General features: G+C 61.1%; 19 protein-coding genes and 2 pseudogenes. 10 read left to right on the forward strand and 11 right to left on the reverse strand.

Annotation, left to right across the window (positions count from 1 at the left end):
* Window positions 1-76 precede the first annotated feature (76 nt).
* The gene (secA, locus tag LIW09_RS01680; protein WP_256646256.1) at window positions 77-2794 is read left to right on the forward strand and encodes a preprotein translocase subunit SecA; all 2718 of its coding nucleotides are present in this window, start codon (window positions 77-79) and stop codon (window positions 2792-2794) included.
* Window positions 2795-2849: 55 nt separating this feature from the next.
* Window positions 2850-3215 (forward strand): annotated as a pseudogene (locus LIW09_RS01685) (NUDIX domain-containing protein); the annotation flags it as partial.
* A gap of 28 nt (window positions 3216-3243) precedes the next feature.
* Here LIW09_RS01685 and coaE read toward each other — a convergent pair.
* From coaE to pilB, 4 genes are read right to left on the reverse strand one after another with little or no spacing between them, the layout of a single operon-like run.
* Window positions 3244-3882: a dephospho-CoA kinase gene (gene coaE / locus LIW09_RS01690; RefSeq protein ID WP_256646257.1), complete on the reverse strand. Its 639-nt coding sequence runs from the start codon at window positions 3880-3882 to the stop codon at window positions 3244-3246.
* A 60-nt stretch (window positions 3883-3942) separates the two neighbouring features.
* Complete coding sequence (locus tag LIW09_RS01695) at window positions 3943-4806, reverse strand: prepilin peptidase (protein WP_256646258.1); 864 nt, start codon at window positions 4804-4806, stop codon at window positions 3943-3945.
* Between the two features lie 18 nt (window positions 4807-4824).
* Complete coding sequence (locus LIW09_RS01700) at window positions 4825-6093, reverse strand: type II secretion system F family protein (protein ID WP_256646259.1); 1269 nt, start codon at window positions 6091-6093, stop codon at window positions 4825-4827.
* Between the two features lie 11 nt (window positions 6094-6104).
* Complete coding sequence (gene pilB / locus LIW09_RS01705) at window positions 6105-7829, reverse strand: type IV-A pilus assembly ATPase PilB (RefSeq protein ID WP_256646260.1); 1725 nt, start codon at window positions 7827-7829, stop codon at window positions 6105-6107.
* A 305-nt stretch (window positions 7830-8134) separates the two neighbouring features.
* Here pilB and LIW09_RS01710 point away from each other — a divergent pair, with 305 nt between their 5' ends.
* From LIW09_RS01710 to LIW09_RS01730, 5 genes are all read left to right on the forward strand, one after another.
* The gene (locus tag LIW09_RS01710) at window positions 8135-8401 is read left to right on the forward strand and encodes a helix-turn-helix domain-containing protein (protein ID WP_256646261.1); all 267 of its coding nucleotides are present in this window, start codon (window positions 8135-8137) and stop codon (window positions 8399-8401) included.
* On the forward strand, window positions 8394-9623 hold the full coding sequence (locus tag LIW09_RS01715; protein ID WP_256646262.1) for a type II toxin-antitoxin system HipA family toxin: 1230 nt from the start codon (window positions 8394-8396) through the stop codon (window positions 9621-9623). Before LIW09_RS01710 ends, LIW09_RS01715 begins: the two co-directional genes overlap by 8 nt.
* Before the next feature lie 59 nt (window positions 9624-9682).
* On the forward strand, window positions 9683-10543 hold the full coding sequence (locus LIW09_RS01720; RefSeq protein ID WP_256646263.1) for a glycosyltransferase family 2 protein: 861 nt from the start codon (window positions 9683-9685) through the stop codon (window positions 10541-10543).
* 561 nt (window positions 10544-11104) lie between these two features.
* The gene (locus LIW09_RS01725) at window positions 11105-11818 is read left to right on the forward strand and encodes a glycosyltransferase (protein ID WP_256646264.1); all 714 of its coding nucleotides are present in this window, start codon (window positions 11105-11107) and stop codon (window positions 11816-11818) included.
* Window positions 11819-11826: 8 nt separating this feature from the next.
* The gene (locus tag LIW09_RS01730; protein WP_256646265.1) at window positions 11827-12576 is read left to right on the forward strand and encodes a class I SAM-dependent methyltransferase; all 750 of its coding nucleotides are present in this window, start codon (window positions 11827-11829) and stop codon (window positions 12574-12576) included.
* A gap of 3 nt (window positions 12577-12579) precedes the next feature.
* Here the strand turns inward: LIW09_RS01730 and LIW09_RS01735 are convergent, their stop codons facing one another.
* From LIW09_RS01735 to LIW09_RS01765, 7 genes and pseudogenes are all read right to left on the reverse strand, one after another.
* Window positions 12580-13398: a class I SAM-dependent methyltransferase gene (locus tag LIW09_RS01735; RefSeq protein ID WP_256646266.1), complete on the reverse strand. Its 819-nt coding sequence runs from the start codon at window positions 13396-13398 to the stop codon at window positions 12580-12582.
* Entirely contained in the window at window positions 13395-14300 is a 906-nt protein-coding gene (locus LIW09_RS01740; RefSeq protein WP_256646267.1) for a hypothetical protein, read from the reverse strand. Before LIW09_RS01740 ends, LIW09_RS01735 begins: the two co-directional genes overlap by 4 nt.
* Window positions 14301-14413: 113 nt before the next feature.
* Complete coding sequence (locus tag LIW09_RS01745; RefSeq protein ID WP_256646268.1) at window positions 14414-15577, reverse strand: DegT/DnrJ/EryC1/StrS family aminotransferase; 1164 nt, start codon at window positions 15575-15577, stop codon at window positions 14414-14416.
* Between the two features lie 136 nt (window positions 15578-15713).
* Window positions 15714-17648, reverse strand: coding sequence for an acyltransferase family protein (locus LIW09_RS01750; RefSeq protein ID WP_256646269.1), 1935 nt, complete (start codon window positions 17646-17648; stop codon window positions 15714-15716).
* Window positions 17645-19525 (reverse strand): hypothetical protein, encoded by a 1881-nt coding sequence (locus LIW09_RS01755; RefSeq protein WP_256646270.1) that lies wholly within the window; start codon window positions 19523-19525, stop codon window positions 17645-17647. The genes LIW09_RS01750 and LIW09_RS01755 overlap by 4 nt, the downstream gene beginning before the upstream one ends.
* Window positions 19526-19594: 69 nt before the next feature.
* On the reverse strand, window positions 19595-19924 hold the full coding sequence (locus LIW09_RS12695; RefSeq protein WP_425507902.1) for a prepilin-type N-terminal cleavage/methylation domain-containing protein: 330 nt from the start codon (window positions 19922-19924) through the stop codon (window positions 19595-19597).
* A gap of 357 nt (window positions 19925-20281) precedes the next feature.
* Window positions 20282-20381: pseudogene (locus LIW09_RS01765) on the reverse strand (prepilin-type N-terminal cleavage/methylation domain-containing protein); the annotation flags it as partial.
* 331 nt (window positions 20382-20712) lie between these two features.
* Between LIW09_RS01765 and LIW09_RS01770 the strand changes: the two are divergent.
* The 3 genes from LIW09_RS01770 to LIW09_RS01780 all read left to right on the forward strand — a co-directional run bounded on the left by LIW09_RS01770 (window position 20713) and on the right by LIW09_RS01780 (window position 23529).
* Window positions 20713-21717, forward strand: coding sequence for a class I fructose-bisphosphate aldolase (locus tag LIW09_RS01770; protein ID WP_256646271.1), 1005 nt, complete (start codon window positions 20713-20715; stop codon window positions 21715-21717).
* 144 nt (window positions 21718-21861) lie between these two features.
* Entirely contained in the window at window positions 21862-22326 is a 465-nt protein-coding gene (locus LIW09_RS01775; RefSeq protein WP_256646272.1) for a hypothetical protein, read from the forward strand.
* Between the two features lie 117 nt (window positions 22327-22443).
* On the forward strand, window positions 22444-23529 hold the full coding sequence (locus LIW09_RS01780; RefSeq protein ID WP_256646273.1) for an efflux RND transporter periplasmic adaptor subunit: 1086 nt from the start codon (window positions 22444-22446) through the stop codon (window positions 23527-23529).
* Window position 23530 lies beyond the last annotated feature (1 nt).

Here is a 23530-nt window from a genome sequence, read left to right on the forward strand (position 1 = left end):
CGGCTCGGGAGCGTTTTGTTGCCCAATCTTTCGATGCCGCGCCACGGCGCGCATCCCGCCAGGGACTGCACACCCCATGCTCAACAGTTTGCTCACCAGTGTTTTCGGCAGCCGCAACGAGCGCCTGCTCAAGCAATACGGCGCCATCGTCAAGAAGATCAATGCGCTGGAACCGCAGATGCAGGCGCTTTCCGACGAGGCCCTGAAGGCCAAGACCGCCGAATTCAAGCAACGCATCGCCAACGGTGAATCGCTGGACAAGCTGCTTCCGGAAGCATTCGCGGTCTGCCGCGAAACCAGCGTGCGCGTGTTCGGCATGCGCCATTTCGACGTGCAGCTGGTCGGCGGCATGGTGCTGCACCACGGCAAGATCGCCGAGATGCGTACCGGCGAAGGCAAGACCCTGACCGGCACCCTGGCGGTGTACCTCAACGCCCTGGAAGGCAAGGGCGTGCACCTGGTCACCGTCAACGACTATCTGGCGCGCCGCGATGCCGCGCAGATGGGCAAACTGTACAACTGGCTGGGCCTGTCGGTGGGCGTGGTGTACCCGGGCATGCCGCACGGCGACAAGGGCGCCGCCTACGCCGCCGACATCACTTACGGCACCAACAACGAATTCGGCTTCGACTACCTGCGCGACAACATGGCGCTGGCCAAGGAAGATCGCTTCCAGCGCGGCCTGCACTTCGCCATCGTCGATGAGGTGGACTCGATCCTGATCGACGAAGCGCGCACCCCGCTGATCATCTCCGGCCCGGCCGACGAGTCCCCGGAGTTGTATCTGCGCGTGGATGCGGTGGTGCCAAGCCTGGTGCGACAGGAAACCGAGGAAAGCGAAGGCGATTTCTGGGTGGACGAAAAGCAGAAGCAGGTGCATCTGTCCGAAACCGGGCAGGAGCACGCGGAGCAGCTGCTGCGCGATGCCGGCGTGCTGGGCGAGGGCGAGAGCCTGTATGCGGCCAACAATATCCATGTGGTGCACCACCTGAACGCGGCGATGCGCGCGCACGCCATCTACCAGCGCGACGTGGACTACATCGTGCGCGATGGCGAGGTGATCATCGTGGACGAGTTCACCGGCCGCACCCTGCCGGGCCGGCGCTGGTCCGACGGGCTGCACCAGGCGGTGGAGGCGAAGGAACAAGTGCCGGTACAGCGCGAGAACCAGACGCTGGCGTCGGTCACCTTCCAGAACCTGTTCCGCATGTACAAGAAGCTGTCGGGCATGACCGGCACGGCGGACACCGAGGCTTACGAGTTCCAGAACATCTACGGCCTGGAAGTGGTGGTCATTCCCACCCATCGGCCGATGGTGCGCAAGGATCATTCCGATCTGGTGTTCCTCAATCGTGCGGGCAAGTATCGCGCGGTGGTCAAGGACATCCTGGAGTGCGTGTCGCGGCAGCAGCCAGTGCTGGTGGGCACCACCTCGATCGAGGTCTCCGAGCTGCTGAGCAATGAACTGAACGCCGCCGGGATCGCCCACGAAGTGCTCAATGCCAAGCAGCACGAGCGCGAGGCCCACATCGTCGCCAATGCCGGCGCCCCGGGCGCGGTCACCATCGCCACCAACATGGCGGGCCGTGGTACCGACATCGTGCTGGGCGGCTCGCTGGACGCCATGCTGGCGGCGCTGGGCGAGGACGCATCCGATGCCGAGAAGGATCGCGTGAAGTCCGAATGGAAGCAGCGCCACGAGGCGGTGAAGGCTGCCGGTGGCCTGCACATCCTCGGCACCGAGCGGCACGAGTCACGGCGCATCGACAACCAGCTGCGCGGCCGTTCCGGCCGCCAGGGCGATCCGGGTTCCAGCCGTTTCTACCTGTCGCTGGAAGACAACCTGATGCGCATCTTCGCCGCTGGCTGGGTGCAGACGATGATGGCCAGGATGGGGCTGAAGGAAGACGACATCATCGAAAGCCCGCTGGTGACCCGGCAGATCGCCAATGCGCAGCGCAAGGTGGAGGCGCACAACTTCGACATCCGCAAGAACCTGCTGGACTTCGACGACGTCAACAACGACCAGCGCAAGGTGATCTACCAGCAGCGCAACGAGTTGCTGGAAGCCGAAAGCGTCAAGGCCAACATCGACGGCATCCGCACCGACGTGGTGGCCGAGATGGTGGAGCGCCTGGTGCCGCCGGACTCGATCGACGAGCAGTGGGACTTGCCGGGGCTGGAAGCCGAACTGCTTGCCGAGTTCGGGCTGCAGATGGACCTGGTCAGGCTGCACAAGGAAGAAGCGGAGCTGGATGCATCGCAGATCCTGGATCGCGTGCAGGAGGCGATGGAGGCGATGTTCGCCGACAAGGAAGCGCAGGTGGGGGGCGACACCATGCGCATGCTGGAGAAGCACGTGATGTTCAATGTGCTCGACCAGAACTGGAAAGAGCATCTGGCGCGGATGGACTACCTGCGCCAGGGCATCCATCTGCGCGGGTATGCGCAGAAGCAGCCCAAGCAGGAATACAAGAAGGAAGCGTTCGAGCTGTTCTCCGAGCTGCTGGAGAAGGTCAAGCGCGAAGTGATTTCGCTGCTGGCGCGCGTGCGCATCCGCAACGAAGAAGACGTTGCCACGGCCGAGGCCCAGGAGCGCGCACGCGCCGAGGCGATGGCGCGGCAGATGCAGTTCCAGCATCCCGACATGGGCGGGCTGGGCGCGGACGAGGAGGCGGCCGACGTGCAGGCGCAACGCGTGCAGCAGCAGGCATTCGCCCACGTGGGCCGCAACGACGCCTGCCCGTGCGGCTCCGGGAAGAAGTTCAAGCATTGCCATGGGCAGCTCAGCTGACGCTGGGCTGCCGGTGTCCGGCGATGACGTGCAAGCAGGACCCATCGCTGATCCGATGAAGCAGGTTCACGTGGTGGCCGGCGTGATCCGCGACGTGCGCGGCCGCATTCTTCTGGCGCGACGAACGGAGGGCCGCGATCTTGCCGGCCTGTGGGAGTTCCCCGGCGGCAAAGTCGAGCCGGACGAGACTCCCGACGCCGCGCTGTCGCGCGAGCTGCGCGAGGAACTCGGGATCGAAGCCATTGCGGGCAAACCTGTTCTTTGCGTGCCGCTGGACTCGCCCGGCAAGCGGCTGCTGCTGGACGTGCGTGAAGTTGCATTCACCGGAACGCCCCGCGGCCTGGAGGGGCAGGCGCTGGCCTGGGTGCCGCTGCACAAGCTGCCGGACTACCCCATGCCGCCGGCCGACGTGCCGGTCGTGGCCCTGTTGCTGAGCCAGCGTGGGGCGGCTACCTCCCCGGACTGAGGCTGGTTGCCTGCGCGTTGGCCAGCGCCCGGTAGAGTTTGTCCAGCGCCTGTACCTGCGCAGCCAGTGCCGCCATCGGGCGATCGTTGCTCAGTACGTCGTCGGCAATCGCCAGGCGCTGCGGGCGGCTCGCCTGGGCCGCCAGCATCTGCCGCGCAAGACGTTCATCGATGCCGTCGCGATGTCGCAGGCGCGCAAGCTGCGTCTCCACCGGCACATCGACCACCAGGATACGGCGCAGCCAGGGGTAGGCCGCCCTGCCGCCACCTTCGGCCAGCAGCGGGATGGAGGCAATGGCATAGGGTGTCTCGGCATGCTTGCAGGCCGCCTGCAATGCGGCGCGCACGCGTGGATGGATGATCGCTTCCAGCCGGCCGCGCGCGTTGGCATCGGCAAACACGCGCTGGCGCATGACTGCGCGATCCAGGCGACCGTCCTCGGCCAATACGGCCTGTCCGAATTCGGCGACGACCTCCGCCAGGCCTGCGCTGCCCTGCGCAACGGCCGCGCGTGCGGCCGCATCCGCATCGGCCACGAACACCCCCAGCGCGCAGAACTGCGCTTCCACCGTGCTCTTGCCCGAGGCCACTCCACCCGTCAGGCCGATGATGTAATCGCTCATGCGCGGATTATGCGTGCTTGCGGCGCGCGCGCCAGTTGCCGGAGCGGGCGCCCTGCAACCCTACGCCAGCCCGGCGAAGCGCAGATAGGCCGCGACCAGGTCGTTGCCCCACATGAAGCTGATCCAGCCGGCCGTGGCCAAATAGGGGCCGAACGGAATCGGGGTGGCTTTGCTGCGGCCTTTCGCCGCCAACCAGAGCGAGCCGACCACCGCGCCGACCAGCGACGAAATCATGATCGTGGGCAGCACCCCCACCAGCCCCGTCCACGCCCCCAGCGCCGCCAGCAATTTGAAGTCGCCGTGGCCCATGCCCTCCTTGCCGGTGAGCTGCTTGAACACCCAATACACCGACCACAGGCTCAGATAGCCCGCCATCGCGCCCAGCAGCGCGGGTTTGGCCGCGACGAAAAGGTGATCGCTGGCGGCCACCAGGCCCAACCACAGCAGCGGCAGGGTCAACTGGTCAGGCAGCAGGCGGGTGCGGAAATCGATGCCCGACAGGGCGATCAGATAGCTTGTCAGCAGCAGCGCGCCGAACCCGCGCCAGCCGAACCCGAAGCGCCACACGCAGGCCAGAAACAGCAGCCCGGTCAGCAGCTCCACCAGCGGGTACTGCATCGAGATGGACGTCTTGCAGCCGCGACACTTGCCGCCCTGCAGCACCCAGCTCAACACGGGGATGTTTTCGTACCAGGACAGCGGCTTCTTGCACGTCGGGCAATGCGAGCCTTCCACCACGATTCCCGGCGGTGGCGGATCGTAGAGGTCAGGTTCTTCCAGGATTTCCCGTGCATCGCGCTTCCACTGCCATTCCAGCCGCTTGGGCAGGCGCAGGATCACCACGTTGAGGAAACTGCCCACCAACAGGCCCAGCCCGGCTGCGGCGGGATAGCCGAAGCCGGGGTGTACGTCCAGGAATGCCATGTGCCGAATGCGTCCTGCTTACATCACCGTCATTGCGATCTTGAAGATCGGCAGATACATGGCCACCACGATGGAGCCCACCAGGCCGCCAATGATCACCATCACCATCGGCTCGATCAGGCTGGAGAGCGCATCCACCGTATTGCTGACCTCTTCCTCGTAGAACTCGGCCACCTTGTACAGCATGGTGTCCAGCGCGCCGGCTTCCTCACCGATGGCGGTCATCTGCACCACCATGTGCGGGAACAGGTTGACCTGCTTCATCGCCACGTTGACCGGATAACCCACCGCCACGTCGTCCTTCATCTTGTGCACGGCCTGTTCATAGACCATGTTGCCGGTGGCCCCGGCCACGCTGTCCAGCGCCTCCACCAGCGGCACGCCGGCGCGGAAGGTCACCGCCAGGGTGCGGGAGAAGCGGGCGATGGCCGAGTCGTTGAGCACCTTGCCGATCACCGGGAACTTCAGCATCAGCCGGTCGATGGTGTGCTGCAGTTTGGTGGAGCGCTTGTAGGTATAGAGGAAGAAGCCGATTCCCGCACCCAGGATGATGCCGATCAGCCAGAACCATTTGACCAGGATATCGGAAATGCCGAACACCAAACTGGTGAAGGCTGGCAGATCCGCACCGAAGCTCGAGAACGTTTCCTTGAAGATCGGCACCACATAGACCATCAATACGGCGGACACCAGGATCGCGACAGCGATCACCGCCGCCGGGTAGAACAGCGCCTTCTTGATCTTGCCCTTGATGCTCTCGATGTTTTCCTTGTAGGTGGCGATGGTCTCCAGCACCGTCTCCAGCACGCCGGAAGACTCGCCGGCGCGCACCAGGTTGCGGTACAGCTCGTCGAACTGCACCGGGTACTGGCTCATTGCTTCGAAGATGGACGCGCCGCCCTCGATGTCATTGCGCAGGCCGGTGACCATTTTCTTCATCGTCGGATTCTTGTTGCCGCCGCCGATGATCTCCAGGGCCATCACGATGGGCACGCCGGACTTCATCATGGTGGCCAGCTGGCGGCTGAACACGGCGATGTCGCGCGGCGAGATTTTCTTGGCAGCGCCGCCGAACAAGGGCTTGGGCTTGGGCTTGACCACGGTGGGGGTGATCCCCTGCTTGCGCAGTTCGGCGCGCAGCAGGTTGGCGTTGCGCGCCGTCTGCTCGCCTTTCATCACCTTGCCGCGCTTGTCGCGGCCCTGCCAGACAAACTCCTCCAGCGGGTTCAGCCGGCGAGTTTCGGCTTTTTCCCGGGCCTTGCTGATCGCGGCTCTGCGTGCGGACATGGGGCTCCCCTTCAATCCTTGGTGACGCGGTTGATCTCGACGAGGCTGGTGATCCCCTGTTTCACCTTGTCCAGCGCGGAGCGCCGCAAATCGCGGACGCCACTGCGCAGGGCAGCCTCGGTAATTTGCTGGACATTACCACCTGCCAGCACCATTTGCTGGATTTCATCGGTCATCGGCATCACCTGGTAAATGCCGGCACGACCCTTGTAGCCCTCGGTGCAGTCCTGGCAGCCCACCGCTTCATACACGGTGATGCCCGCATGAACCTCGTCGGCGGTGAAGCCCTCGGCCAGCAGCGCGTGTTCGGGCAAGTGCGCTGCGCGCTTGCAGTCGTGCAGGCGCCGCACCAGTCGCTGGGCGATGACCAGGCTGACCGAACTGGTGATGTTGTAGGGCGCAATGCCCATGTTCATCAGGCGGGCGATGGTCTGCGGCGCGTCGTTGGTGTGCAGGGTGGACAACACCATATGGCCGGTCTGCGCGGCCTTGATCGCGATCTCGGCAGTTTCCAGATCGCGGATTTCGCCCACCATCACCACGTCCGGATCCTGACGCAGGAAGCTGCGCAGCGCGGCAGCAAACGTCATTCCCCGCTTGACGTTTTGCTGGACCTGGTTGACGCCCGGCAGGCGGATTTCCACCGGGTCCTCGACCGTGCTGATGTTGCGGGTTTCGTCGTTGAGGATGCCCAGCCCGGTATACAGGCTCACGGTCTTGCCCGAGCCGGTGGGCCCGGTGACCAGCACCATCCCGTAGGGCTTGTGGATCGCATCCAGAAACAGCTTCTGCTGATCGGGCTCGTAGCCCAGCTTTTCGATGCCCATCTTGGCCGCGCTGCCGTCCAGGATGCGCAGCACGACCTTTTCGCCAAACAAGGTGGGCAAGGTGCTGACGCGGAAGTCGATCTGCTTGCCCTTGCTCAGGTTGAGCTTGATGCGACCGTCCTGCGGCACGCGCTTTTCCGCGATGTCCAATTGCGACATCACCTTCAGGCGCGCGGCGATGCGCGCATGCAGCTTCACCGGCACTCTTTTCGCCGTTTTCAGGATGCCGTCGATGCGGTAACGCACCCGGTAATCGTTTTCGTAGGGCTCGAAATGGATGTCCGACGCGCCGCGACGAATGGCATCCACCAGCGCCTTGTTGACGAACTTGACGACCGGCGTGTCCTCGCCCTTGGAGTCCACACCGGTGTCCGCAGACAGATCTTCGTCGCCGCCGCTGACCTCCAGGCCCTCCAGACCATCCGAGTCTGCCAAGTCGTCGGCCATGGCATCGGCCGCTTCCAGCCAGGAATCCAGGCTGCGCCTGATGGTGTCGTCGTCCACCAAAATGGGCTCAACCGCCAGGTTGGTGTGGAATTTCAGCTCTTCCAGCGCCCGGTTGTTGGTGGGGTCGGAAGTGCCCACGAACAGCCGCCCGCCGCGCTTGAACAGCGGCAACACCATATGCTTGCGCAGCAGGTCTTCCTTGACCAACGCAATCGCCGACTGCGCGGGATCAAGCGCCAACGCGTCCACCAGCGGCATCCCGAATTCGATGGAATTGGCCGCCGCCAGCGCCGCGGGGGACGCCAGCCGGCGGTCGGCCAGGTACGTGGCCAGCGGCATCTTTTCGGCCGTGGCGCCATCCATCGCCTTGCGCGCCACGGCTTCGTCCATGGCGCCATCCATCACCAAACGTCGGGCGATGCCGGTGATGCCCATCAGGTTGGGGGTGGTTGCGGTATTCATTGCTCAGGCGGCCTCCACGGGAACCATGCGACTTTAGCCTAAATGCAAAACAAGGCCCAATGCGGCCTTGCGCCCACGCCCGCCCCGCTTCCGCAGGCGCGCGCCGCAGGGGGCGCGAAGCTCTTGGCGTGACCAAGCGAAAGCAGTCGCGCCCTTTCAGCGATCCTACGGGAGGGCCGAGAGTGCACGCGCACGCTATGCGCCAGATTGCGAATCAGAGTTGAACTCGCCGTGAGAAATGTCTTGCAATAATGACATTATTTGAGATATTGAATATATTGTCTTGATTAAAGGACGACTCGGTAATGCATCTTCCGATTCGCACGCTACTGGATCTGGGGGAGGCTGTGCGTGATGCGCGGCGCGAACAAGGCTTGAAGGCGACCCGGGTCGCGGCGCAGTCTGGACGCAGCCGGGATCTGTTGCATCGGCTGGAAACAGGCGGCGACGTCACCACTGGCGCACTGCTCGACGTGTTGCGCAGCATGGGCTACACCCTGCGTCTGGAGCCGCAAGGCTTGCCCACGCTGGAAGAAGTGCGCCAGCGCTTCGCCGAAGACGATAGTGACTGACACGGACATGGACGAGCGCATCAGGCTGTTGCAGGTGAACGTGGCGGGCCAGCTCTCGGGGCAGTTGTTGCAGCAGTCCGGCTTTGAATACCGCTACCTGCAGGAGGATTCCGCCCAGCCTGCGGTCGGTCTGTTGATGCCTCCTGCGCGGCTCACCTGGCAGGACGGCGCGCTGTTCCCGGTGATGGATCAGAACCTGCCGGAAGGCGATCTGTTCAACCGCCTGCGCCAGCACTTCCCCAAGCAGGCGATGACCGCCATGCGCCTGCTTGCGTTGATCGGCAACAACGGCATCGGCCGGCTGGGCTACCGCGTGCCCGGCAGCGCTGCACCTGTGCAGGCCGTGCCGATCACCCGGCAAACCCTGCTGCGCATGCCGTTTACCGCGCAGCTATTCGATGAACTGGTGCATGCCTATCTCGCCACCGGTATTGGCGTCGCCGGCATGCAACCCAAGATCATGGTGCCCGACCGCGCCACCATTCCCATTCCCAATCTGATCGTCAAAACCGCTGGCGCAGGTTATCCCGCCCTGACCGCCAACGAATATCTGTGCATGACGGCGGCCGCGCGTGCCGGTATCGACGTGGCCAAGGTCGAGCTGGGCGACGACGGGCAACTGCTGCTGGTGGAGCGCTTCGACCTGGATGACAGTGGGCAGCGCCTCGGCTTTGAAGACGTGGCCTCGCTGATGGGGCTGCGGGTGCGCGATACCCTGTCCGAACGCAAATACCACGGCAGCTACCAGCGCGTGGCAGAGCTGCTGGGCATGATCACCGGCAATCGCCACGACTTGCAGCGCTTCTACGAGCAGTTGGCGTTCTCCATCATGGTGGGCAATGGCGATGCCCATCTGAAAAACTTCGGCGTGCTTTATCACGGGCCCGCCGATGGCATCCGCCTTGCCCCCATGTTCGACGTCGTCACCACCCGCATCTACCGCTATCAGCGCTCCCCCGGCGGCCCGGAACTGGAAGACAACACGCTTGCGCTGCGCCTGTGGTCGGGAAAAGCGCAACGCTCCAAGGCCTATCCCTTGCCGGAAGAACTGCGCCGCTTCGGTCGTGACGTCTGCGGTGTGCGCGATCCGCAGGCGCCACTGGATCGGATTGCCGCGGCCATGGCCGATACCCTGCATGCCGCCGCCGATCCACGCATTCCCGCCGGCCTGTTGGCGCGGCTGCGCCCGGTGTGGGAGAACGGAATCCGGTATGGGCAGTGAGAACCGCAATCCGCCGCACCCCGGCCCGATCCCCCAATCGTTCGCGCTAATCTAGCGTCATGGGGAACCCGACACTCAGCATCATCCTGCCTGCCAAGAACGAGGCCGAGGGCCTGCGCGGCACCTTGCCTGCGCTGCGGGTGGCGTATCCGGGCGCGGAGATCATCGTCATCGACGACGGCTCCACCGACGACACCGTACGCGTCGCCCGCGAGGCCGGTGCCAGTGTCCTGTCCTCGCCGTACTCCATGGGCAACGGCGCCGCCGTCAAGCGGGGTGCCCGTGCCGCCACCGGCGAGGTGCTGGTGTTCATGGATGCCGACGGCCAGCATGGGGCCGAGCATATCGCCGCACTGCTGGCCCGGCTGGACGAGGGCTACGACATGGTAGTCGGGGCCCGCAGCCGGGACGGCCAGGCCAACCTGCACAGAGGGCTTGCGAACGCCTTCTACAACCGTCTGGCCAGCTGGATGACCGGGCATCGGATCATGGACTTGACCTCGGGCTTCCGCGCGGTTCGCGCCGACAAGTTCAAGGAGTTCCTGCACCTGCTGCCCAACGGCTTCAGCTATCCCACCACCAGCACCATGGCATTTTTCCGCAGCGCCTACCCGGTGGCCTACGTGCCCATCCCGGTGGCCAAGCGGGTGGGCAACGGCAGCCACATCCGCCCGTTCAAGGACGGCGTTCGCTTTTTGTTGATCATTTTCAAGATTGCCAGTTTGTACTCGCCCTTGAAGCTGTTTGCGCCGACGGCTGCCGTGTTCTTTCTCGCGGGAGCGGGCTGGTATTTCTGGACGTTCTACCAAGCCGGTCGGTTTACCAACATGAGCATGCTGCTGCTAAGCGCTGCGGTAATCATCTTTCTGATCGGCCTAGTTTCGGAACAGATCACGAATCTCACCTATCTAAAGCACTAGGGACTGGTGTGGCGCGTTGTTCCATGTGCTTTGTGTTGTGCTAGTCGTCAATCATCTTGCGAAGCTCGCTTGGTTGTACACGCCATTCGGCTATGAATCTGGGGTTCGGAAGTTGTGAGCACTCCTGCACTTGTACTCATCACGACCTCCTTTCCCATTGTTGGGGATGGAAGTGAGGCGGCCGGCTCGTTCGTTGTCGATTTGGCCGAGGAGCTGGCAATGCATCTTCCAGTCCGAGTCGTGGCACCTGGCCGCGCCAGTGGACAAGAGCGTTGGTCAGAGGGCATCGAGGTTTTCCGTTACGCGACACCAAGTCGGCCACTGTCTACGCTCAAGCCTTGGCGCGCGAACGATTTGTGGTGTATAGCACGGATACTTCGAGGTGGCTTGGAGGCTACGCGTGCTGCGGCGGCAGGCGGAGTAGTGCATATTCTCGCATTATGGGGCCTGCCTTGTGGGGAGTGGGCGCGAAAAGTCGCGTCGGAGCAGGGTATCGGCTACTCGGTATGGATGCTGGGAAGCGATGTATGGTCGCTGGGAAAGGTGCCAGTGGTTCGAGGCATGCTAGCCAAGGTGATCAGGCGCGCAACTCGTGCCTATGCTGATGGGTACAAGTTAGCTGAAGATGCTCGGCGAATTGCAGGTGTCCCTGTCAATTTTCTGCCAAGCACACGGCGTATTGGGTTAAATAAGTCTTCGATTCCGCGCGATAACCCGCCTTATCGACTGCTTTTTCTCGGTCGTTGGCATCCAAACAAGGGTGTCGATCTGTTGCTTGAGGCGTTAGAATTGCTTGAGGATAACGATTGGCAATTAATCGAGAGGATCGAAATCCAAGGCGGTGGTCCTCTTGAGAGCCTTGTTCGCGCGCGCGTAGAGGTGCTTCGGGAGCGCGGGCATCCGGTCGAGGCAGGGAGATTTTTGACAAAACCAGAGGCTGAGAAGGCAATCGCGAGTTCAGACTGGGTTCTCATTCCGTCACGCATCGAAAGCATTCCTATCGTGTTCTCCGATGCAATGAAATCAAGACGGCCAATAATAGCAATGCCGGTTGGAGACATGCCTCGGTTGCTCTCCTTGCATGAAGTTGGGCACCTTGCTTCGGGTGTTGGCGCAGGCGAATTCGCACATGCCTTGAGTACGGCACTTCATGATAGAGCCTCGCGATTTGAACGTGAGCTGCAGGACGCCAGTGACTGCTTCAGTATCGAAAAGAATGTGGTTGTTAAGATTCTGCAGGCATTGCCTGAACGGTGGGGTGGTATCTCTGTATGAGCGGTAAAATGCGCGGCTACCAATATGATTTCTCTAAAAACCATTCGGAAATGTATTCGGATGAGGGGCGTATCAAGAAAGCGACTACGATGCGCCTTGTCCTGGCCGAGGTCTTCGGGGACAGGCTCCAAGACTTACAGGTGCTTAGTGTGGGGTGCTCTACGGGGATTATCGATTCGGAGTTGGCTGGTGCGGTAGGATCCGTGACCGGGATTGATATTGATGCCGATGCGGTCAGGTTCGCTCAGGAGACCTATGTTGCCAAGAACTTGAATTTCAAAGTTGGCGACGCGATGAATATTGATTTCCAGGATGCGAGTTTTGATGCGATAATCTGCGCGCAAGTTTATGAGCATGTCCCGGATCCTGTGCGTCTGATGAGTGAGATAGAGCGGGTATTGAAGCCGGGGGGGGTGTGTTATTTCGCTGCGACCAACAGGCTCAATCTGATTGAGCAACACTATGGGCTTCCTTTCCTTTCAATAATTCCCGTCAGTTGGGCGAATCATTATCTACGGATACTTGGACGTGGGCAGTTTTATTATGAGCGGCACATGACTTACGGTGAGTTGCGTCGCCTAGTTGAAAACTTTGATGTGGATGATGTCACGCCGCGTCTGCTGGACAATCCGGGTCGCTACGCGGTGTGCTATATGTTTAATGGCCCCAGATTGGCGGCTGCCCGTGCATTGCGGCGACTGGCGTATTGGCTTTTTCCGGGATACATCTGGCTGCTTTGGAAGCGGCAGAAGCGTTGAAGTTTATTTTGCTTTTTCGCAGGCCACCCATCTATGCAGACCTAGTTTGCGCCAGCGCTGATCGCGATCTTTTTTGAGTGGGCGATCTATCCATAATGCGAGTTTTGAGAGCGCACCGAAAGCGAAGTGCCAGCGGTTGCAAAGCAGAAGAAAAGGCAGGAGTGCCGTTGTTCCTGCGTTGCTCCCGCTGGCGACGATCCGCCAGGAGTCAGGGATTATCCGGCGAAGATCGGCCCGTGTTAGTCCGTTGACGGCCAGCTGCTGCGACTTCTTTTTTCGTAGAAAACAGCGAGAGATTCTGTTGAACTCCGATCCGGCTTCCAGCAAAAGAATACAGGAGCCTGGTTTTAAGCTGTCATCGAGCAACTCGAGTCCCCGGGCTGCATCTTCTATTCCGATGTACATGAGCGAAGTAATGGAATAGGCAGCAGAAATGCTGGAGTTGGCAAAGGGTGGCTTTGCAATCGAGCCGCGGATTGCTAGGCCATAGTCGATCTGGAATTTCTTGCAGAAGCCATATTCGTAGTCGAGGCCTATGACATTTTGGATTCCCAAGGTGACGGCTTCATGTGCCATGCGCCCATAGCCGCAGCCGAGATCGGCGACCCATTTATCAGATTGGTTCACAAGTGGGGCAAGTATCCAGCGTAATAGAGATCGATGCCATTTGTCGATCAACTCATTCACCTGGGGGGGCAAGTTTCGCAACAGAACTGCTTGCGGCACATTGCCGAATTCCGCTTGCCGTAAGGACCAGTCTGATTGCAGTCGAGTGTCCAATGATGGTGACTCTTTCACGGCTTGTTCCGTTGCCGGCTTCATTTTCGGCCCCTAAGGCGCAATGCGATCCACAGCAGCGGTATGGCCATTACGTCTGCTAGCGTTAGGACAAGCCGCATCACGATAGCCCAGACCAGCAGGGATGAGGCTGGTAGTCCGTGGAGTCCGCCAAGCCAGATGAAAGCAGCTTCGCGCACAATCAACCCGGACGGCACGAATATCAATAGCGAACCTGCGATGGACGCTAATAGATAGCTTGCGCCCAACCAAAGAGCTTGCGAGGCGCCTTGATCGGTTCCCGCTATCAGTGTCCACATCGCAAAAAACGGTGCCCACTGAAATGTGAGGAGCAGCATGCCGGGCAATAAATTTCTGAATGCATCATCGTTCGATTGTATCTGCGATGATGCAGGCTGGTGGCGAAACTTAATCACATTGCTGGCGCATAAAAGCAGCCGACGACCTTGCTTGCTCCAGATCAGGGGCATTGCTGTGGGAGCCAGCATGAGAATCCATGTGGCGTTTAGTGTGATCGCCGCGAGAATTGAAACCGAGACGACACTAGCCCAAGTATAAACAAGGATTGTTTGCAGCAATGTAGCTTTAATAACTATAGAGATTCCTATGGCTGGCCCGAGTATCTGTGACTCCAGTATCACGCCGAAGATCTTTCCAGGGGTATAGCGCGCCACTTGGCTGACTGCGTAGGCATAGCGGGCGAGACGTCTGCCGATTCCGAGATTGCTGGCGTTCTGGACGAGAATCTCGGCATGAAGACTTGCGGTGATGAGGGTCGTAAGTGTTGCCAATGAAATCAGTGCTGCGTATTTCAGCGGATGTATGCTGGTGCCAGTCGTGGGTAGGGTTGTGATTTGCTCGCGCACGGCATGGAATACAAAGACGAGTCCGCTGCCCATCAAGAGCGTGCCGACGAAGTTCTTCAACCATGGAAAGCGCGATTGGGTCGAATTAGCGAATGTTGATATAGATTGCAACAGCTTTATGAGCTGGTCGCCAATTCGGCGAGTTTGGTGCCGCCATTTCATAATCTTTATATTCAATTGAATTGTGCCTTTGTCGCATTTATAACTCGCGTCAAGTCCAATTCCGTCAACTTCGGTGATAGCGGCAAACTTACGGTTTCACGTCCAATTCGCATTGCATTGGGCCATTGCTCCGGCTGCCAGTTGAAGCGCTGTTGGTAATAAGGATGTTCGGCTAGGGACAGGTAATGCACGCCGGTTCCGATGCCGGCGGCGTTCATGCGATCCAGGAAGTTGTCGCGAGAGCGGCCGCAAAGAGCTTCATCCACTCTGACAGTGAACAAATGATAGGCGTGTCTCGTATCGGCTTCGGGTATCGTCGGAAGGCCAAGTGGCAGGTTGACGAGTTCGTGCATGTAGCGATTCCAGGCCTGCTCGCGGCACTTCCAATTGGCGTCAACACGAGTGAGCTGATGGATCCCGATCGCCGCTTGCAGGTCCATCATGTTGTATTTGAAGCCGCATTCCACAACTTGATAATGCTTATAGCCCTTGTCGCCGAAGCGATGCCACGCATCCTTGCTCATGCCGTGCAGTGCAAGCACGCGGGCGCGTGCAACAAGAGCTTCATCCCGCCCGACGATCATCCCGCCTTCGCCGGTGGTGATGTTCTTGGTGGCGTAGAAGCTGAAACAGCCAAAATCACCGAAGGTGCCCGCTTTCTGACCGTGATATTCGGTTTCAATGGCATGTGCGCAGTCCTCGATGATGACCAGGTCATGCTTGTTGGCAATGGCCAAGATTGCGTCCATGTCGCATGGTCGCCCTGCGAAGTGTACCGGCAGGATGGCGCGGGTGCGTGACGTGATGGCGGCTTCGATTGCGGCAGGATCAATGCACTGCGTGGATGCATTCACATCGGCAAGTACCGGTGTCAGCCCGGCATGAATGATGGCATTGGCTGTCGCGCAGAACGTCAGAGGCGTGGTGATGACCTCTGAACCGGCTTCAAACCCTGCGGCAACCATGCTGACATGCAGCGCGGCGGTACAGGAATTGAGCGCAGTCACTCGCGATGGCGTCATCTCCTTGTAAGCGGCGAAATCGGATTCGAGTTTGGCCACGCGAGGACCGGTACCAAGCCATGCCGATTGCATGCAGGCTACGACTTCGTCGATTTCGGGTTGCTCAATCAGGGGCGAGCCGAAGATCAGAAATGGAGGTTCGGGTGACGTCATGGTTATGCGTCCTGAGTAGGGACTTTGTGGCTTATTGGATCACGGTTCATCGTACGTGATTGGCGCGCCCTGAACATGGGCGGCGCATTGAAGCGCCCCTGAAAGCTATGATCAAGCGAAGCGGAGACGGCAGAGCTCATCTTTTCAGCTTTGCAGCCAGTGCCGGTGCCAGCGATGCTGCGAAGCCGGCGGTAAGGTGAAGTTCGTCACGATAAGTTGGGATGCCGTCGCGTTCCGCCACGCATGTGCCACCGGGACAAATTGCATCGGTCATGTCGATGACTTGCACATTGTTGAAGCCAGACGCGGCTACTTGCAGCGCGTGGAAAACGGCATTGGAGTGTGGGTCGTGTGCGGGCGCGGCACAGCTCGTGCGGGCAATGTAGTTCCACAGCAGACCACGCGGTGCCATGCAGTTGGGACCATCGAATGGCAGTTCTGGACTAGCGCGCAGGATGTCGACTCTGCCGGCGCCAGGGGCGATTCGGCGCAAGACGTGTATGGTGCCTTCCAGCCACTGGATATCGGTGAAATCGTAGGTCTGGGTCGAGCCGAGGATCACCCGGTTCGGCGCAAGTTGTGCGATGCGAGTCAGTGCAGCTTCTCGCCAGTTAGCGCATTCGGTATATTCGCGGCCGATGCGTGCATAAAACATGGGCATGTCCACGATAGGGCATGCGGACTTGGTCATCACCACGATGCGCCATTTGGCGGAGTCAAAGATGCGTTGGATTGCCGGAAACCATTGCAGTCCGACGCTGTCACCAAGCACGACCAATGTTTGGGAGGCCTGTGGATTGCCGAATTCGCAGGGCATCAGCGCATCGCTGCGATACCACTGGTCGCATTGCATGCGGTAAAGACTTGGCAAATCCCCGCGGGCAGACAGGATGCGTTGGTAGGCAGGCTGTTCAATCGTTCGTCGCACCATGATCTGCCACTGAGAGAACGCGGCGACGGCGCAGGCCATCAGCAGTAAGGCGCCGAGGATGGCGCGTCGCGGCGGTTGCAGCAAACGAGCGTTTTGTCGAATAGGCGTTTCGACAAAACGCCAGGACAACCACGCCAACAGCAATGAAGCCAGCACCAGGATCAGGCGCACGCTGGGCGACGGCTGCGGCCAAAACAGGCTGCCTAAAACCAACATAGGCCAATGCCAGAGATACCAGGAATACGAGACGCGACCAATGGCAGTCATTGCGGGTTGTGCCAGCATTCGGCTGACGGATGTTCGTGGTGTCAGCGTTCCGGAGACAAGTACAGCCAGCGCGCCAAGTGTCGGCAGTATTGCCCACGCGCCGGGATAGCGGACATCCCTGCCCAGTATCACGGCAGATGCCACGATTCCGACCAGGCCGAGCCAGCCAAACAACGCTACCCGAGGCGGTATGCTGCCTGCGTCTTCATCGCGATCCGCAAAATAAAGGCCAGCCAGCCCGCCTAGAGCAAATTGCCATGCCCGCAGTGGCATCAGATAGAACGCATGGCGAGGCTCGACATTGGTGATGAAGATACAGGCGGCAAAGCTGAGGCCCGCCACTAGCCACAGCAATTGGACCAGGTTGAGGCGGCTTGGGGGCACCGCCTTGCGCCACGTCCCATAAGCAGCGGCCAGCAATAGTGGCCAAACAAGATAATACTGCTCCTCGACACCCAAAGACCAAGTATGCAGGTACAGATTGGTGCTGCTGTCCACGCCGAAATAGTCCAGCCGACTGAATGCGAACAGCAGGTTGCTGGCCCAAAGTACGGCCGTAGCGCCAGCATTGGCTTGTCCGCTTTGTTGCGATGCCGGTACCAGTTGGCTACCCAATAGACCGGTTACGACCAGCATTAACAACAACGCCGGCAACAGCCGCCGGAATCTGCGCGCGTAAAACCGCATGAATTGAATGCGCCGTGTGCGCAGCAATTCCTGGGTGAGTAGGCGGGTAATCAAATAGCCCGACAGGACGAAGAAAACGTCCACGCCGACGTACCCGCCGGCCAGCCATGGTACGCCAGCGTGTGCAGCCACCACCAGCAGGATGGCGATGGCGCGCAAGCCTTCGATGTCGGGACGGAAACTCAAAAATTGGTTGCTCGAGCCGCTTGCTTGCGAGCAAAATCAAGTTGAATGATTTCGTCCGCCAAATCCGTTCTGCCCTTGTTCCGAAGTTCGCCAGACAGTTCTTGTGGGAAAGAGTCTGTGGGGTTGGTGGAGTTGATCGCCTTGATGAAATAGGGCATAGCTTGGTCTGGTTCATCCAGATCGTTCAGGACGAAATAGCCGATTTGCGCGGTTTGAAATGGTTTGAGTGGTGCGTAACGGGCCCAGATGGTCAGTGTTTTGAGTAATTGCTGTTTGTTCAGCATGACACCTGTATGCGCATGATAAGTAAGGATGGTCGGTGCGCGCTGGTTATCCCAGCTCATGCTCACTGTTTCCAGTTGGTGCTGGAAAAGCTCCCAATCCTGTCGGTTAACATTTCCTTTAAGCGTCTTGAGAACGATCAACAACGCAGCGTTGTTAAGTGCATACGGTGCAAGCCTGGTGCCATTGCCACAGGCTAGGATTGCTTCGCCGATGTGCGAATTTCCTTTGATCGCGCCTCCTCCTGCTTCGAATTCGCTTGAGCACAATTCGATCCATGCGCGTGCCGAATGGGGTGCCGCTGCCGTACTCGCTTTGGAAAAAATCAGGTTACTACTCCAACTATGAGCACGAAACGCGGTGGCAGTACTCAACGTCAGTAGCACTACAAGGTACGCGCCGGCTTGTTGCTTGGGATGCAGGTGAAGGCGTTTACTGGTATGTGCGAGCAGACTGCCGATGGCAAGCACGGCTCCAATCATTGCGAAATGGTTGCGATGTTCAAAAGCCAGCTCCAGTCCAACGACATTGCTGGTGATGAAATGTGCGCTGAAAAATAGCAGTACGCCCAGCGTGAAAAGTGGCTGGCGCGCACGCAGTCGCCAAGCGACGCCAAGCAAGGCCAGTAGCAGCAGGATGGCGGGCAGGGTTGTCCAAGGTTGAAAGAGACCTCTGGAGGGTTGTAGCCAGTCATAGTAGAACGGCATGTGCGAGGGCAGTGGCACCAAGATTTGCCACAGGTATAGGCACAGCACCCTAGCTTGGGTCAGCAAGCGCTCGGGGGTGGAAAAGTCACGCCCGTCATAGGCGTTCCAGGCCCAGTAATGCGGAATTACCACGAACAAATAAAGCCCTGCGCCAATCAGGCTGGCAACCATATAGCCGCGACGCAGATGGTTGGCGAGTGGTTGGTCGGCTGCGGAAAAACGCAATACAGTCAGTTCCAGAGCAAGGGTATAGGCGGGTAAGAGGCTGGAGTCTTCCTTGCAGCCCATCGCGGCTACCCAAAGCAATGCCGCGCCTAGCAGGCAGGTGCGGCCGGAGCGGCCCCCAATCTGGGCGCGACGTGCCTGTAGGTAGGCCAGTAGCGCCAGTACGAGGAACAGTGTGCCCATGGTTTGCAGGCGCTGTACCGTATACAGGACGGAGGACACCATCAGAGGGTGTACTGCCCAAGCCAGTGCAAGGGCGGTGGCTAGCCAGTGTGCGCGTTTTTCGCGGGTACCCGTGACCAGCAGTAGACTGCGGAAGAGCCATGCCAACGCGAATGCAGTCAGCATGTGTATCAGGATATTGGTGGTCTTAAAGGTGGCCGGATCGGCACCGCCTCCGCGCCAATAATCCAATGCGAAGGTCAAGGTGGGTAGGCTTCGCATCTGCCCGGAAATCTGTGGCGTGACGACGACTTTGGCTAAGCTTTCCGCAGTCAGCTCTTTCAGCTGGATGGATTCATTGTTGACGATATTGGGCATGTCGTCGAACACGAATTCGCCCGGCAGGCCGGGGAGATACGGCAGGCCTGCGAGCAGGGCAACCAGGAGGCTGAAAATCAGAAACTGACGGATGGCCGGAGGAGCTGCCGGGTTGCGATACATAGAGTAGACAAGGTGCGTTGGTAACCGCATGAGCTTAGCTGCCCTTACTGGTCTCTGCGCACTCAATTTTCAATGTAGCGAGCAGCTTGCGGTGTTCATGTCGCAAGTGACGGTGCGGTTGTAGGGCGATCGCGGGGTTGCCGTGATATCCGTATCGATATCGGTAGCGGTATCGATCGAGGCGCACGCGGCATAAGTTGCAGCCGGAGGAGTCGTGTTGTTGTAGATTGCAGTCAGGGCGAAGTTCGCATAATTTTTCGCTTCGGCCAAGCATGCTGTCTCTGATGAGCGGATGCGGTAGTTGGTGTAGACGGGTAGGGCGATGGCAGCGAGGATGGCGATGATGGCCACAACGATCATCAATTCAATCAACGTGAAGCCAAGCTCGTTGCTACGCATGATTCGGCTCCGTATTAATGGGCTGTCATGACCTGTCAAGCAAGAAGTGGGCCATTAGTCTTTCGTGATTGGTTTCCTCGGGGGAGGGAAAAAAAAGCCCCTCTTTCGAGGGGCCCTTTGATGCGACACTCAAGCCAAATTACTGGAGGCTGCAAGTGGCAGAGTTGACGTCGCAAACCGGGTGACGCTGGCCAGCAGGATTTGCAGTTGCTGTGAAGGTGCCGGTGGACAGAGTGCCGGAGCCGCACGCGGCGGGGGTGTAGGCCTGAATAGTCATAGCGTTGACCGAGGATGCCAGATAGGCGTTCATGGCTGCCTTGGCCTCGCCCAGACACGCGTTTTCGGCTGCACGCACGCGGTAGTTGTTGTACGCCGGCAGCGCGATGGCGGCCAGGATGGCGATGATCGCGACGACGATCATCAGTTCGATCAAGGTGAAGCCTTGCTGGTTCTTCATGGTGTATCCCCTAGGGTTGGTTGGGTGGTTCACGTGCCGGGGTGCCCGCTGGTACCGGTCCCGAGGCGGGCTCGGTGGCACGTGCAGAAGTTATAACGCATGAATCGTGCCAATGGCGGACATGAGGCCGAGGCATGGCATTTCGTGGCCGCCTTCACGGTATCTGGCGAGGGTGGCGGTTGAAGTTTACGTCATTATTTGTCACATGGTGACGTGTTGCGTCATGTTGCGGTGCGGGCAGGGTGGCTGGGGCGAGGGCGGTGGGGGCAGCAGGGCCGGTGCGCGGGGCAGCTATAATCGGCGGATTCTTCCCGCCAGCCGAGCCGCATCCATGAGCATTGAACTCCTCGCTGAAACCGCCCGCGCCATGGTCGCCCCGGGCAAGGGCATCATCGCCATCGATGAATCCTCCGCTACCTGCAAGAAGCGCTTCGATGGTGTCGGCATCGAGTGTACTGAAGAAGCCCGCCGCGCCTACCGCGAGCTGCTGCTGACCGCGCCGAACGCCAACCAGTACCTGTCCGGCGCGATCCTGTTCGACGAAACCCTGCGCCAGTCCACCAAGAGCGGCGTGCCGTTCGCCAAGTACATGCTGGACAACGGCATGATCCCGGGCATCAAGGTGGACAGGGGCACGGTGCCGCTGGCCGGCTTCCCGGGCGAGCTGGTGACCGAAGGCCTCGACGGCCTGCGCGACCGCCTCAAGGAGTACTACAAGCTCGGTGCCCGCTTCGCCAAGTGGCGCGCGGTGATCACCATCGGCGACGACATCCCGTCCGGCACCTGCATCGAGGCCAACAGCCACGCGCTGGCGCGCTATGCCGCGCTGTGCCAGGAGCAGGGCCTGGTGCCGATGGTCGAGCCGGAAGTGCTGATGGACGGCGACCACGACATCGGCACCTGCTATGAAGTCACCGAGGTGGTGCTGCGTTCGCTGTTCGACGCGCTGTACAACCAGAGCGTGATGCTGGAAGGCACCATCCTGAAGGCCTCGATGGTCGTCCCGGGCAAGGGCTGCGCCGAGCAGGCCAGCGTCGAGGAAGTGGCCGAGTCCACCCTGATGTGCCTGAAGTCGGCGGTGCCGGCGATCCTGCCGGGCATCGTGTTCCTGTCCGGCGGCCAGAGCGACGAGGACGCCACCGCGCACCTCGACGCGATGAACCGGATGGGCCCGAACCCGTGGCCGCTGTCGTTCTCCTACGGCCGCGCCATGCAGCAGGCCGCGCTGAAGCTGTGGGCCGCCGACATGACCGGCAACTACGCCAAGGCCCAGCAGACCGTGTTCGAGCGCGCCAAGGCCAATGGCCTCGCCGCACTGGGGCAGTGGGAAGGCTGAGCGCGTCCAGCCGCTGCCTTGGGCAGCGGCGCGGGCACGAAACAAGCAGCGCGCCGGCCCAGTGCCGGCGCGTTGTTTTTCGGAGTCCGGTGATGGTCGGCCGGGCGAGGGTATGCTCTGCATGGGCGGATGGAGTGCAGGCACGTGTCGAATGAGCAATCGCTGCAGACGCAACTCAAGGACGCCATCGCGCGCGGCGACAAAAGCGCGGTGGCGGCATTGATGCGCCAGGGCGGCGTCAGTGGGCTGGTGCAGACCCTGCGCGCGGCGCAGGCTGCCGCAGCCCAGCAAGCCACGTCCACAGCCTCTGCGCTGCAGGTGCCGGCTGCCGTGGGCAATGCGCTGCGGCAAGGCAATTTGATCGATGCGATCAAGCGCCTGCGCGAAGCCAACCCGGGCCTGTCGCTGAAGGCGGCCAAGGATCACGTCGAGGCATTGGCCAACACGCTTCCGAAGCCGCGCGCGCAGGACAGCGCATCGTCCACCTTCGCCCATGTTCACGAGCGCACGCCAACCGTGGTGATGGGCGAGCGGCCCGGCGCCCTGCGCTGGATGATGGTGGTGCTGGGGTTGCTTGCGCTGGCGGTGTGGCTGGCCTTTGGCGCCTGACCGGCGTTTGCAACGCACGCAGGGCGATTGCGTTGACCGCAGCGATGCCCAGCGGATGGCACGGGGCGCCTGCCCGGCGCACCCGTTAAACTCGCGAGCCCCCGAACGAGTCGCATCATGCTGCAACGCCCCTGCCGTTTCCTGTGTGCCGCCGTTGCGGCGACGTTCATCCTTTGCGCGTGCGGCAAGCAGGCGACGCCCGCGCAGGGTGGGCCGGGCGGCGGGCGCGGCAACCTGCCGGTGCCGGTTGAGGTTGAAACCGTGCGCCAGCAGGACTGGAGCGACACCCTGCGCGCGCTGGGCACGGTGCGCGCGCACGAGGCGGTGACGGTCACCGCCAAGGTCAGCGAAACCGTGCAGCAGGTGCATTTTGACAGCGGGCAGGACGTCACCAAAGGCGCGCCCTTGGTGACGCTGAGCGGGCAGCAGCAGCAGGCGGCGCTGGCGCAGGCGCAAGCGCAGGAGAAAGACGCCGAGGCGCAGTTCCAGCGGCTGTCGCAGCTGGTGGGCCAACAGTTGGTGGCGCGGTCGGCGCTGGATTCCGCCCGGGCAACCCGCGATGCCGCCCGCGCGCAGTCGGCGCAGATCCGCGCCAACTTGTCCGATCGGGTGATCCGCGCGCCGTTTGCCGGCGTGCTGGGCATCCGCCAGGTCAGTCCCGGTGCGCTGGTGACGCCGGGCACGGCGATCGCCACGCTGGACGATATTGCCCGCGTGTACGTGGATTTTCCGGTTCCCGAAACCGAACTGGCCGGGGTCGCCCCGGGCCAGGCGCTGAGCGGGCGTGCCGGCGCCTATGCCGACCGCCGCTTCGATGGCGTGGTTGCCACCGTGTCTGCGCGGCTGGATGCCGGCTCGCGCGCCGCCACCGTGCGCGGCGATTTCCCCAATCCACAGCGTTTGCTCAAGCCCGGCATGCTGGTCGACGTGGCGCTGGTGCGCGGCACCCGTCTGGCACTGGTGGTGCCGGAACTGGCGGTGCAGCAGATCGGCACCGAAACCTTCGTCTGGCGGCTCAAGGACAATGACACGGTGGAAAAGGCCGACGTGGTGGTGGGCGGTCGCATTCCCGGCCAGGTGATGCTGAAGAGCGGTATCCGTGCCGGTGACCGCATCGTCACCGAAGGCACCGGCAAGCTGCAGCCGGGCGCGAAAGTGGCGCCCGCGGGCGCGGCGCCGGCTGCTGCCACAGCGAACCACTAAG

This window comes from Thermomonas paludicola, from assembly GCF_024498955.1.
Lineage (GTDB): Bacteria > Pseudomonadota > Gammaproteobacteria > Xanthomonadales > Xanthomonadaceae > Thermomonas > Thermomonas paludicola.